Genomic DNA, 12,818 nt, shown 5'->3' on the forward strand with positions numbered 1-12,818 from the left:
CATATTTGTTATAGTAGACTAGAATGTGTCTCGAATTGAGATGCTAACCTATGGAACCACATGTGGAAATGCCACAGTAAAAGTGAGGGAAGACTGAATGAGTATTCTTGGAACTCTAGCGGACGGAACATTTATTGCGATGCAGGGTCTGACGGGGGCCATCAGCGCCTATCAGGTAGGTGTGTCGCTGTTCGGGATTCGCCAGAAGCAAGAAACGACCACACACGCTCCTCAAAAGTCGTTCGCGATCTTCGTGGCGGCTCACAATGAAGCTGAAGTAATTGAACCGCTGATTGAGAATCTGCAGACGTTGGACTATCCAAGGGAACTGTACGATATTTTCGTAATCTGCGATAACTGCACCGACAACACCGCTGAGATCGTGCGCAACGCCGGAGCGCTCGCGTTTGAGCGCTTCGACGACGCCAAGCGCGGCAAGGGCTTTGCGATCGAGTGGATGTTGGAACAACTCTGGGAACAGAAAAAGGAATACGATGCGGTCGTCATGTTCGATGCGGACAACCTCGCCGCTCGTGACTTCTTGACCGAAATGAACGTGAAGTTGATCGGGGGGGCTCGCGTCATTCAGGGCTACTTGGCCACCAAGAACCCGAACGACTCGTGGATTTCGATGTCGATGGCGATTTCGTACTACTATACGAACCGCATGTGGCAACTGTCCCGCTACAACCTCGGCCTCGCCAACTCGCTGGGCGGCACCGGGATCACGATCGAAACCGCTCTGCTGAAGGAAATGGGCTGGGGTGCGCACTCGCTCACCGAGGACGTCGAATTCACCGCTCGTTGTGTCGAGCGTGGAATCTACCCGACTTGGGCGCACAACGCACTGGTCTATGACGAGAAGCCGAACACGATGAAAGCCTCCTGGAAGCAACGTTTGCGTTGGATGCAAGGGCACTTCGACTGTGCATCGCGCTATTTCTGGCCGTTGCTCGGCAAGTCGATCAAGCATCGCAACTGGCAGATGCTCGACGCGGCGCTCTACCTGTTCCAACCGATGCGTCTGCTGATGATCTTGCTGACGTCTGTGGTGCTCTACCTGCAATTGGTCATGCCGGATTGGTGGGCGGTTACGAACATCCAACGCGTGATGTTGCCGACCCAGTACTGGATTTTGGTCAACGTGTTGCTGTACGCGCAGTTGCCACTCGCCATGTTCTTGGAGAAAGCGAATTGGCGGGCGTATGCCTGCTTGCCCCTGTATGCGATCTTCTTGCTGACATGGTTCCCGATCACCGTTGTCGCGCTCTTCACCAAGAACAACAAGACCTGGAGCCACACGGTGCACAATCGCGCAATTCGTCTCGACGAACTGAGCAACTAAGCACACAAAAACACCCCGGCCTGTTGGCGGGGTGTTTGTTTTAGATTCTGGTTATCCTTGTAACATGATCTTGATCGCATCACGCCCGATCATGCCGGGTGTGATGCCCAACTCTCGGGCTTTGTGCGTAACCGATTCCAGCGGCGCGTCGAGCAGTTCGTCAATCGTTTTGACGCCGACAGCACGGGCGGCGATGATGCCGCGTGCCGCCAGCTTTTCATTGAGCAGCCCGACATCAAGCGCACCGCACATGATGTAGCCGATGTCGGTGCTGACCACGACCAAGTTCGTTTTGGGCAGTTGGACGGAGATGCCGAGCGCGATCTGACCCTCGATAGGGATCGGAATGACGTTGATCATCGAACTCCTCCTCGTTTTGTAGAGCATCACCAAACCTTATGCAGCTGGGGGTACCCCGTATGAAAATTGTCTTGGCAACGCTGAACGCCAAATATATACACACCTCGCTGGCGCTGCGCTACTTGCGCGCCTACGCCCGCGAGGACTTCCCAGATATCGACCTCTGTGAATACACGATCAAAGACCCCGGCCTCTCGGTCGCAGCCGATATCCACAAGCGCAAGCCGGATGTCGTCGGGTTCTCCTGCTACATCTGGAACATCGAGGAGACGATCCCGATCCTTCAGATGTTGCGCAAGACCAACCCCAATGTGAAGATCATCCTCGGCGGTCCAGAAGTTTCTTACGACTCGCGGATGTGGCTGGAACGCCTGCCGGAGGTCGACTGCATCGTGATCAACGAGGGGGAGAAGACCTTGCACCGCGTGCTGACCGAGTTCCAGCGCGAGCGCGAGACGGGCGAACCGGCACGCCTCGAACTGGTGCCCGGCATCGTCTATCACCATGCGGAGAAAGGCGTGCAACAGACCTTCCCCGCTGACAAGATGAAGCTCGACGAGATCCCGTCCCCATTCGACGATGACGACCTGCCGACGTTGGTCAACCGCGTCGTCTACTTCGAAAGTTCGCGCGGCTGCCCGTTCTCCTGTTCGTACTGCCTGTCTTCGATTGAGACGGGTGTGCGCTACTTCGACATCGACCGGACGTTGGCGGAGTTGAAGCGCCTGATCGACACGGGGGTGAAGACCGTCAAGTTCGTCGATCGCACGTTCAACATCCATCGTCGCTATGCTTTGACGGTGTTTGATTTCCTGATCAAAAACCACAACGGCACGGTCTTCCAATTCGAGATCACCGCAGATATCTTGAAGCCGGACGTCGTGCAGTATTTGGCGGAACATGCACCGCCGGGCATCTTCCGTTTTGAGATCGGAGTGCAATCGACCAACGACGTTACGAACGACATCGTCCAGCGCCGCCAGAACTGGGAGAAGCTGACCAACACGGTGCTCGGCATCAAGAACAGTGGCAAGATCGACCAGCATCTGGATTTGATCGCCGGACTTCCTGAGGAGGATTATCATTCCTTCCGCAAAACCTTCAACGATGTCTTCGAACTGCGGCCTGAGGAGTTGCAACTGGGCTTCCTCAAGATGCTGCGCGGCACAGGTGTGCGTGCGCAAGCCGAGCAGTACGGCTACCAGTACATGGACAATGCGCCGTATGAGATCCTCTCCAACAACGTGCTCAGCTTCGACGATGTGATCCGCATCAAGCGGGTCGAGGATGTGCTGGAGAAGTATTGGAACGCACATCGCGGGGACCGCACCGTGACCTACCTGATGACACACGAGTTCGACTCGCCGTTCGATTTCTTCCAAGAGTTTGGCGACTATTGGGAGGAGCGGGGCTGGAACCGGATCGGGCATCAGTTGGAGGATCTGTTCAAACGCCTCCAGCAGTTCCTGACCGCCCGCGAAACTCGCAACATGGACCTCGTGCAAGGCTTGATGAAGCTCGACTACCTGAAAGCCTTCAAGAACAAGCCGCGCGCGATCTGGTGGGAGCGTTCGCTGGACAAGTCCGCCTCCAGTTCCTTGATCCAACAGATCAGCGACTCCCCGGAGTTGCTGGGTGCAGAGTTCGCCGCCTTGAAGCTGAACGAGCAGGACATCCATAAGCATTGCCTGCTGGAAGTGGTGCCGTTCGCGATCGACTCGATGGAACGAGGTGCGCATCTGTTGCTCGCCTACTACGAGCCAGGACAAGGCCAAGAACCGAAGTATTTTGCTGTCGCGCTGTCGGCTGTAGACCGTGTGCTCGCCTAAAAAACCCCCATGCCTTGACCGGCATGGGGATTTATTTTTACCATTTCCGAAATATTTGGTACTATGGATAAAGCGGGATAGGGTAGACTAAGACATCTATGTACAGACTACACGAGAACCAAGGGGGAAATACACATGACAGACGTCGTAAAAATGATGAAAAACTTAACCGAAGTTGACGGCGTGCCGGGCTTCGAACGCGAAGTGCGTCAGATGATGAATGATTACCTCGAACCGCTCTCCGATGAGATCGTTCGCGACCGTTTGGGTGGGATCTTGGGCAAAAAAGTTGGCGAAGCTGACGGCCCGAAGATCTTGGTTGCTGGCCATCTTGACGAAGTGGGTTGGATGGTTACATATATCACGGAAAAAGGGTTCCTGAAAATCCAAGCGCTCGGTGGCTGGTGGCCGCACGTCATGCTCGGACAAAAAGTCCGCATCAAGACGCGCAAGGGCGACCACATCGGGATCATCGGTTCCAAAGCGCCGCACGTGCTGGCACCCGATGACCGCAACAAAGTGATGCAGATCAAGGATATGTTCATCGACATCGGCGCTCGCGACCGTGCGCATGCCCAAGAGATGGGCCTGCGCGCGGGCGACCCGGTCATCCCGGTCTCCGAGTTCTTCGAGATGCGCGATGGTGAACTGTGGGCGGCCAAAGCATTGGACAACCGTGCAGGTTGCGGCGTAGCTGTCGAAGTGCTGCGACACCTGCAAGACGAGCAACATCCGAACATCGTCTACTCCGGTGCTACGGTGCAGGAGGAAGTCGGCCTGCGCGGTGCGCAAGTCATGGGTCAGCTCGTCCAGCCGGACATCGCGTTCGCGGTGGATGTGGGCCTTGCGTATGACACCCCGGGCTTTGAAATCTACCCGGCGTCTTGCAACGTTGGCGATGGTCCGTTGACGATGGTGTTCGACGCGTCGATGATCCCGCACGTCGGTCTGCGCGACCTCGTGATGGACACGGCGGAGGAGTTGGGCATCCACCTGCAAACTGACGCACTCGCTGGCGGCGGCACCGATGCAGGCAAGTTCCACCTCTCCAACATCGGATGTCCGTCGATCGTGATCGGGTTCGCAACCCGTTACATCCACAGCCACACGGCGGTCATGTCCCGCAAGGACTTCGAACAAGCGGCAGCCTTGATCGCAGCTGTGATCAAAAAACTCGACAAGAAAACGGTTGAGGAACTGCATAACTACTAAGGCGTTTGCCTGCAAAACCGACCCTCCCTCCATAAGTTTGGAAGGAGGGTTTTTTGCTGTTTCTCCACATACTAGCCACGGGGAGAAAGGGGTGACGACTGCTTGACCTCTGCACTCAATCATAATGTTCCGCTCGTCGCTTCTTTTTCCGCGATCTTGTTGGCGCAGGTGTTGAAGATTCCGTTGCACTTCTTGTACAACCGCAGGTGGGACTGGACGCGCTTTTTCGGTTCAGGCGGCATGCCGAGTTCGCACTCCGCTGGGGTGTCTGCGCTGGCGGCGGCCGTCGGGTATCGTGAGGGGTGGGGCAGCACGAGTTTTGCGCTGTCCTGTGTGTTGGGTCTGATCGTGATGTATGACGCGATGGGCATCCGTCGACACGCAGGCGAGCAGGCGATGGCGATCAACGAATTGGAAGAGGCGTTTGACAAACATATCGAGACTGATGATCCAGAGTTTTCGCGGTACATGTTGCACCGCCAACGCAAACGGCTCAAGGAACTGCTCGGTCACCAGCCGATCGAGGTGGCGGGCGGGGCGGCATTTGGCGTGGCGGTCGGGTTGATTTTCTCGCTGGTACTTTCGTAAGGAACAGAGGTGGACGCATGCCGAAGTTTGAGCCAGACTTGGTATTTTTTGAACCACAAGCACTCGAATTCGAGGTCGGAGCCCGCTTGCACCAGATGTTCAAGGACCAAGGGGTGCCCATCCAGATCACAGCTTCACACAATCGCATCATCGGCATCCCGGGCGACACACCACAACAAGCCTATCGCAACGCCAAAAGCACGCTGGTCGTCGGGATCAAAAAGACGATGAAGCTGGAGACCTCCAAGCCTTCTGCCGACTTTGCATTGCCCGCGTCGACCGGGTGCCCAGGCCACTGCCACTACTGCTACCTCCAGACCACGATGGGGAAAAAGCCCTATGTGCGCGTCTATGTCAACATCGACGAGATCTTGGAGACGGCGCAAACCTACATCGACGAACGCGCCCCCGAACCGACCGTATTTGAAGCAGCCTGCACCTCCGATCCGATCGCTGTGGAGTATCTGACGGGGAACATGAAGCGGATGATTGAGTTTTTCGGGCAATCGGAGTTGGGGAGTCTGCGCTTCGTGACCAAGTACAACGAGGTAGACTCGTTGCTCGATGCCAAGCACAACGGCAAGACGCGGTTCCGCTTCTCGATCAACTCACGCTATGTGATCAAAAATTTCGAGCCAGGCGTCTCGAATTTTGATGAGCGGATCGAAGCGGCGGGCAAGATCGCCAAGGCCGGGTATCCGCTGGGCTTCATCCTCGCCCCCTTGATGATCTATGACGGGTGGCGCGAGGGCTATCGCGAGCTGATTGAGAATCTCAGCCAGGTCCTCGTCCCCGAAGCCAAACGCGACCTGACGTTCGAGTTGATCCAACACCGCTTCACAGCCACCGCGAAAAAGATCATCCTCGAACGCTATCCGAAGACCAAACTCGAAATGAACGAGGAGCAGCGCAAGTACAAGTGGGGAAAGTACGGCCGCGGCAAGTGGGTGTACCAACCGGACGATGCGCAGGCGTTGGACATGCATCTTCGCGCCTTGATCGAGGAATACTTCCCAGAAGCAAGGGTCGATTATTTCACGTGATCTTGGCGTGAGGAGGAGGGTCTATCTTGGCACGAGACCATGATGGAATCCGCAGTGCGCTACAGGCTGACTTTGAAGCCTCGACCGATGCGACGTTTCGCTTACAAGACCAGAGGAAATGGGGGACTCAGCAGATGGAAAACCAAGATGCGGTTCAACGCGGACTGAAGGCGGCCAAGGATGCGGCGCGCGACGAGGACATGCAAGGCAAAGTGGAAGAGCTGGCGAACCAGATGGGCATCAACACCAACGGGAACGACGACGACGGCGACGGCGCACCGCTGGCGGCGAAGGATGGAGTACGCTACGACTACGACGACCGTTCGGACGTGTAGACGATGAGCGAGCAGTTTACCCACGATCTAAGCGGGCAGGAAGCCACGATCGCGCCGAACCTGTTCCCAGCCACGCCGGACCGTGAGGGGCCGACGATCCACATCATCGGCACCATCACCAAAGTGCTCGAAGACGACACCGAAGGCACCAAACACCAACGCTTTGAAGTACGAGTCGACGATGTGCATGGCAATGGAGACGACTATTCGAGCCAGCAGGTTCCGCAGAAACGCGATTTCCTAAAAGTCGCCGTGCACTACGGAACCGATGGAGCCGGCATCGGGGAGCATCCGATCCCCAACTTGCAGACCGGCGAACGGATCGAACTGCAAGGCGAGTACATCCGCCACGCCAAAGTCTTGCATTTCACCCACCACCCGGTTGGCTACATCGAGTACCAATCCGAGCGATACGAGTAGCGAGTTAGCCAAAAAGAGCCTCTGTCCGCATCGTGTGCGGGCAGAGGCTCTTTTTCAAGTGGTGCCGTGATCGTTATTTGGCCGATTCCAAGACCACCAGCAGTTCCATGTTGCGCTGCATGTCCTCGCGAATTTCGCGGACTTCTTGGTTGATGGAGGTTTCTTTGTCTTGAATCTGACTGAGGTGGGTTTGTGCCCGTTGTTGGCTTTGCTGAAGGTTTTGGAGCAATTGGGCCATCTCGTAGCCCGATTGGGCCGTTTCACGAGTGGCGTCGGCGAGGGAGAGCAGATCTTCAGACTTGGTGACAACTTGTTCATTGACCGCTTTCATCACGTCTTCAAAGTCGGAGAACGACGTGAAACTCTCCTGAATCTTGCCTTCGATCACGTGCAACTGCTCCGTGATCTGCTTGGCCGACGAATCGGTGCCCTCCGCTAACTTCGTGACTTCCTGGGCTACGACTGCAAACCCGCGACCATGTTCTCCCGCTCGTGCAGCCTCAATGGAGGCGTTGAGCGCCAACACCTTGGTCTGCGCCGAAATCTTCGTGATCACGCTGCTCATCTTACTGACGACCTTGGTCATGTCCATCAGTTCGCTCATAAGGGCGTTCGTATGCTGCACATGCTCGCTCAACTGGCGGTTCATCACCACGATCTCGCCAAATTCCTTGGACGTGCTCTGCAAGTTTGAGCTGTAGGCAAGCAAGCTGGTGTACTGGGATTGATAATTCTGCATGAACGTCCCTAAACTACCCACATTCTGCTCAAACCCGCGTTGCAACTCTGCCAAGTTTCCGAGGTTGCCCGCCAAGTAGTGCAACACGTTGTCGGTCGAGAGGTTCACATCATCCAACGTCTCGCGCATCGTCTGGATGAAGACCGGGACTTGCTCTGTCGACAAGCCTTGCTCGACCGGCGTCGAGTCCAACGATTGGATCACATACAGCAAATTCTGAACGGCCGGACGATCGTACTGGGAATCCCCGACATACGAATAGCGGATCAAGTGCTCCGAGTCGAGGATGTAGGTGCTCGGGATCGCGATGCGAAATGAATCCCACTTGATCGGGGTGAAGATCTCATACGACTTGATCACTTCCCGCGTGGTATCCGCGAGCACCGGAATCTGAATCTCATGCGCATCGGTATACTGCTGTATGTTGCCGAGCTTTTGCCCGGCGATGGCGATCAATTGAACGCCTTGTTGCAAAAATTCCTCGTAATATCGGTTTAATTCCTCGAGTTGCTTCCGACAGTTCGGGCAAAAGGTCCCGCGCAGAAACACAATCCCCAAGGGCTTGCCTTGAAATTCCTCCAACGAGATCGGACGTCCCCACGTCGAATCCAGCGTAAATGACGGCGCTATTTTGCCGATTGCTAATCCTTTTTTTGCCATCGATGTATCACCTCATTGTACATATTAGTTTATCATAGAAAGATTAGAAAAAAAGCCTCTTCTCCATTTCTGGAGCGAGGCTTTGCTTTCCTGACCTTGCCGTAGCCAGTTACGCGGTGACGGCGGTTTGTTTTTTGACATGTAGGAAGAGGTTGAGGGCGATCGCGGAGATCGAGCCGGTCACGATGCCATTTTGCAACAACATTTTCAGCATCGTCGGCAGTTGGTCGAACATCTGCGGAACCGCCGAGGAGCCGAGTCCGACGGCGATCGAGCAGGCGACGATCAGCAGGTTTTCATTTTGGGTAAAGTCGACGCTGGAGAGGATGTTGATGCCGTAGGACACGACCATCCCGAACATCGCCACCATCGCACCGCCGAGCACAGCATTTGGGATCACGGTGGTCAGTGCCGCGAGCTTCGGCAGCAGGCCGAGCACGACGAGGATGCCACCCGCTGCGATGATCACGTTGCGCGACTTGACGCGGGTCAGCGAGACGAGACCGACGTTTTGCGAGTAGGTGGTGTACGGGAAGGCGTTGAACAGACCGCCGAGGAAGATCGCGATCCCTTCGGCACGCAGACCTTTTACAATGTCGTGTTCGCTGAGATTCGCCCCGACGACTTTGCCGAGTGCGAAGTAGACGCCGGTTGATTCGACCATCGAGATCACGCAGACCAACACCATCGTCAGGATCGCGGAGATGTCGAACTGCGGTGTCCCAAAGTAAAACGGCTGGACGATGTTGAACCACGACGATTGAGCGACGTTGGCGAAACTGACCAGACCCATGAAGTAAGCCACCGTCGTTCCGACGACGAGGCCGATCAGCACGGAGATCGCGCGGGCAAAACCTGAGAAGAAACGGTTGATCACGAGGATCAGCAACAGCGTGCCCAGCGCCAACAGCAGATTGCGCGGCTGCCCGAAGTCCGGGGAGCCTTGTCCACCAGCGGCGTTGTTCATGGCGACCGGGATCAGCGAGAGACCGATGATCGTCACGACCGAGCCGGTCACAACCGTTGGGAAAAAGCGAAGTAAGTGTCCGAATAAGGGCGCGAGCAGGAACACCGCCAACCCCGCGACGAGGATCGAACCATACGCGGTGGCGAGGTTGGAGGAGAGGGAGATCGCAATGATCGGGCCAACTGCGGTGTACGTACAGCCGAGCACCACAGGCAGACGAATGCCGATGTACTTCGTGCCAAGGACTTGCAACAAGGTCGCGAGGCCACAGGTGAACAGGTCGGCTGCGATCAGGTACGCCATCTGCGAGGGCGTCAGTTTCAGTGCGCCGCCGATGATCAGCGGCACGATGACCGCCCCAGCGTACATCGCGAGGACGTGTTGGAGACCGAGCGTGAAAAGTTTTTGTTTGCTTAGCATGTGGAAAGGGAGCCTCCTTCAAGTAGTGGCAACAGGCGCGGGTTGTAGGCTTCCTGATCAGTTCGAGGCCGCGAGAGCTGCGGTCTCCTCGATAAACTCGATATGGTCGGGGGACATCGACTTGATGCGGGCAAGCGAGTGGATGCGGACACCTGTGGCTTCCAACTTGCTCCGACCCTCTTGGAAACTTTTTTCCACGACAGCCCCTAGTCCGACGAGGTGTGCCCCCGATTGGGTGACGATCTCGCGCAAGCCGAGCAGCGCATCACCGGTGGCGAGAAAGTCATCGACGATCAATACGCGGTCTGTCGCGCTCAGGTAGCGCTTGGAGACGCTGACGTTGAACGTCTCGCCACGGGTGAAGGAATGCACGGGGACGCTGTAGAGATCTTCGGTGAGGGTGATGGCTTTTTTCTTTTTGGCATAAATGAACGGGACACCGAGCGCCACCGCCGTCGCGAGGGCGAAGTGGATGCCGCTGGCTTCAATCGTCAGGACTTTGGTTACACGCTCTGCGCCAAACTCTGCCGCGAACGCTTGTCCGATCGCCATCGTCAAAGCCGAATCAACTTGGTGATTCAAGAACGAGTCGACTTTCAACACGTGGCTAGACAACGCCTCACCGTCTTGGCGGATGCGGTCTTGTAACAATTTCATCTCGATCGACTCCTTTTGCTGAACATGAAAAAAGCCCGAAAGGACAGGCTCCACTCGCAACAAACATCGCAAGTGAAACCTACCTTCCGGGCGATATCCCCATCGGTATAGCGCCAAAAAAGCCAGCGCTTGCATCGCAAAAAAGCCACGATGCACGTTCACTCGTAGTCAAGCAATTTACGGTTGCTTGGTAGAGACTTTTGGGCCATATTCCCAACGAATTATACGAGTACAATCATATTCAATTTAGATACAATCTAGCACAGAATTTGTCGAATGCGCAACCTTTATTCGCGTTCGATCTTGTCCAGCACGACCGAAAGCGCCAAGGCGCGGCTCGTCGTGATGTTGCTGCCGTAGATGATCAGGCGTTCGTCATCGCGAGGTACGCCGATCGCGTAGAACTCGCCCTTCATGTTTTCAAAGACTTCGATGTCGTAGTCGCCTTTTTCCGTTTGGTATTCGTAGGTCTCTTTGCGGAGCAGCGTGCCGCCCTCCGGGACCTCTGCTTCGTGCCATTCCTTCGGCATTTGCATCCGGGATCACTCCTTTTCAGCCCTTATTGTACCAAAAAAACACCTTGGCTGTCCCCAACAGCCAAGGTGTTTTTTGGATGCGATGCGCTAGATGTGTTTCTTCGATTGAAGCATGGAACGGGCCGAGGATGAGAGCATCTGGTCGATGTAGCGTTCACGAATTCTCTTCGTCAACCGCTGACGCTCTTCCAAGGGCAACTCCCGAATCTTCGCTTCCTGTTGGGTGCGGATGTCACGCAATTCCAGCAAGTTGGCCCCGTTCGAATGGCGCGTGTAGTAGAAGTCATCGAGTTCAAGTACTGTCATGTTGTTCTGCATCTGAGTTGCCCTCCTCGAACAAGAGTACCCCGCCCCCTTGTCTCTGTCTTAATTCGAAAACTTTAGGTGAAATCCTTTTTTTCAATTGATGGAATTTCAAGTTCTGTTGCGAGCGGGGAGGGTCGGTAATGTGTATGTGCCACCCTGCTGAAGTGTGACGACAATCGGCGTCGGGTTTGGTACAATACCCAGTAGATACCAAGGAACGGACAGGTGACAATTCGATGAATCATGTGGTGGCTGGCGTGTTGCGTGGGCGACTCGCGGAGGCGGGCAAACTGACGTTTGCCGAATTTATGGAGACGGTGCTGTATCACCCGACGGAGGGTTATTACAACCGCCCGGAGATGACGATCGGCGAGGGTGGCGATTTTTACACATCCCCGATGGTACACCCGATTTTCGGCGCTTGTATCGCCCGACAGATCCACCAGATGTGGGTGGTGATGGGACGGCCAACGCCGTTTTTCCTGCTCGAGATGGGAGCAGGGGTCGGGACGTTGGCTGTGGATCTGTTGCAGACGGCGGAGCGAGGCGATGCCGGCTTTTTTGCCGCGCTAGAGTACGCGATCGTCGAACAGGGCGCACAACTGCGCGAGCAGCAACAGGCGCGGGCACGCGAACGCGGCGTGGCGGGAAAAATGACCTGGTACGAAACGCTCGATGAAGTTCCGGGTCAGGGCGAGCGCGTGGGGGTGATCCTCAGCAACGAGTTGTTCGACGCCTTGCCCGTGCATCGCTTGGGCAAGACGGAGGACGGGTTCGTGGAGTATTACACCGTGGCGGACGGCGACGGTTTTGCAGAACAAGCGGGTCCGCTGTCCGACCCGCGCTTGCCGGAGTGGGTGGATGCAAAGACGTTGGCGCAACTGCCGGCGGGTGAACGCTTCACCGTCTGTCCGGCGGCGGATGAGGTGATCCGGGCGATGGGACGTCTGCTAGCCCACGGATTTGTGTTGACGATCGATTATGGTGATCGATCTCCCGAGGTACACGTCCAGCACAAGCGAGCAGATGGTGTGCGCGCGTATTACAAGCAAAAGCAAGCCCAGCCGTATGAGCGCGTCGGCTTGCAGGATCTGACCGCTGACGTAGACTTTTCGTTGTTGGTGCAGAGCGGGGCGGAGTCTGGGTTGCAAGAGGTCGGGTTCACCACGCAGATGAAACTGCTGGGCGGCAATGGCTTTTTGCATAAAGTGCAGGAATTGCGCAGCAAGCGCTTCGACCTGATGGCCGATGCGGAGATGTACCGCATGCTGAATCTGTTCCTCCCGCAGTCCTTGGGAGAGGTGTTCAAAGTGTTGATCCAAGCCAAGGGCGTGGAGATCGACGGGTTGGCGGAGCGACTGCATGCGCTGACATTTTCCTTGGAGGAGTAGACGGGGGAGG

Annotated in this window: 14 protein-coding genes and 1 riboswitch; of the genes, 8 read left to right on the plus strand and 6 right to left on the minus strand. The window is 56.0% G+C overall.

Annotation, left to right across the window (positions count from 1 at the left end; translation table 11 throughout):
- Positions 1–97: 97 nt before the first annotated feature.
- Positions 98–1,345: a glycosyltransferase family 2 protein gene (locus tag C7459_RS13785; RefSeq protein ID WP_109689880.1), complete on the plus strand. Its 1,248-nt coding sequence runs from the start codon at positions 98–100 to the stop codon at positions 1,343–1,345.
- 51 nt (positions 1,346–1,396) lie between these two features.
- Here the strand turns inward: C7459_RS13785 and C7459_RS13790 are convergent, their stop codons facing one another.
- Positions 1,397–1,705: a YunC family protein gene (locus C7459_RS13790; protein ID WP_109689881.1), complete on the minus strand. Its 309-nt coding sequence runs from the start codon at positions 1,703–1,705 to the stop codon at positions 1,397–1,399.
- 59 nt (positions 1,706–1,764) lie between these two features.
- On the opposite strand from C7459_RS13790, the gene C7459_RS13795 reads away from it, so the two are divergent.
- The 6 genes from C7459_RS13795 to C7459_RS13820 all read left to right on the plus strand — a co-directional run bounded on the left by C7459_RS13795 (position 1,765) and on the right by C7459_RS13820 (position 7,132).
- Positions 1,765–3,534: a B12-binding domain-containing radical SAM protein gene (locus C7459_RS13795; RefSeq protein ID WP_109689882.1), complete on the plus strand. Its 1,770-nt coding sequence runs from the start codon at positions 1,765–1,767 to the stop codon at positions 3,532–3,534.
- Between the two features lie 135 nt (positions 3,535–3,669).
- Positions 3,670–4,746: a M42 family metallopeptidase gene (locus C7459_RS13800; protein ID WP_109689883.1), complete on the plus strand. Its 1,077-nt coding sequence runs from the start codon at positions 3,670–3,672 to the stop codon at positions 4,744–4,746.
- 102 nt (positions 4,747–4,848) lie between these two features.
- Positions 4,849–5,334, plus strand: a complete 486-nt coding sequence (locus tag C7459_RS13805; protein WP_109689884.1) for a divergent PAP2 family protein — start codon at positions 4,849–4,851, stop codon at positions 5,332–5,334.
- A gap of 17 nt (positions 5,335–5,351) precedes the next feature.
- Positions 5,352–6,377, plus strand: coding sequence for a spore photoproduct lyase (splB, locus tag C7459_RS13810; RefSeq protein WP_109689885.1), 1,026 nt, complete (start codon positions 5,352–5,354; stop codon positions 6,375–6,377).
- A 26-nt stretch (positions 6,378–6,403) separates the two neighbouring features.
- Complete coding sequence (locus tag C7459_RS13815) at positions 6,404–6,712, plus strand: hypothetical protein (protein ID WP_109689886.1); 309 nt, start codon at positions 6,404–6,406, stop codon at positions 6,710–6,712.
- Between the two features lie 3 nt (positions 6,713–6,715).
- A complete protein-coding gene (locus C7459_RS13820; protein ID WP_109689887.1) occupies positions 6,716–7,132 on the plus strand; it encodes a hypothetical protein in 417 nt (138 codons plus the stop codon).
- 73 nt (positions 7,133–7,205) lie between these two features.
- On the opposite strand, the gene C7459_RS23680 is transcribed toward C7459_RS13820, so the two are convergent.
- The 5 genes from C7459_RS23680 to C7459_RS13845 all read right to left on the minus strand — a co-directional run bounded on the left by C7459_RS23680 (position 7,206) and on the right by C7459_RS13845 (position 11,429).
- Positions 7,206–8,531, minus strand: a complete 1,326-nt coding sequence (locus C7459_RS23680; RefSeq protein WP_109689888.1) for a methyl-accepting chemotaxis protein — start codon at positions 8,529–8,531, stop codon at positions 7,206–7,208.
- A 109-nt stretch (positions 8,532–8,640) separates the two neighbouring features.
- Positions 8,641–9,918 (minus strand): nucleobase:cation symporter-2 family protein, encoded by a 1,278-nt coding sequence (locus tag C7459_RS13830; protein WP_109689889.1) that lies wholly within the window; start codon positions 9,916–9,918, stop codon positions 8,641–8,643.
- Positions 9,919–9,975: 57 nt separating this feature from the next.
- A complete protein-coding gene (locus tag C7459_RS13835; protein ID WP_109689919.1) occupies positions 9,976–10,575 on the minus strand; it encodes a xanthine phosphoribosyltransferase in 600 nt (199 codons plus the stop codon).
- Positions 10,576–10,720: 145 nt separating this feature from the next.
- A riboswitch (purine riboswitch) is annotated at positions 10,721–10,824 on the minus strand.
- 38 nt (positions 10,825–10,862) lie between these two features.
- Positions 10,863–11,111: a hypothetical protein gene (locus C7459_RS13840; RefSeq protein WP_109689890.1), complete on the minus strand. Its 249-nt coding sequence runs from the start codon at positions 11,109–11,111 to the stop codon at positions 10,863–10,865.
- Between the two features lie 87 nt (positions 11,112–11,198).
- Entirely contained in the window at positions 11,199–11,429 is a 231-nt protein-coding gene (locus tag C7459_RS13845) for a hypothetical protein (RefSeq protein ID WP_109689891.1), read from the minus strand.
- A 224-nt stretch (positions 11,430–11,653) separates the two neighbouring features.
- Here C7459_RS13845 and C7459_RS13850 point away from each other — a divergent pair, with 224 nt between their 5' ends.
- Entirely contained in the window at positions 11,654–12,808 is a 1,155-nt protein-coding gene (locus C7459_RS13850) for a class I SAM-dependent methyltransferase (RefSeq protein ID WP_109689892.1), read from the plus strand.
- Positions 12,809–12,818: the final 10 nt, after the last annotated feature.

Origin of the sequence: Tumebacillus permanentifrigoris (genome assembly GCF_003148565.1) — a bacterium.
GTDB lineage: Bacteria > Bacillota > Bacilli > Tumebacillales > Tumebacillaceae > Tumebacillus > Tumebacillus permanentifrigoris.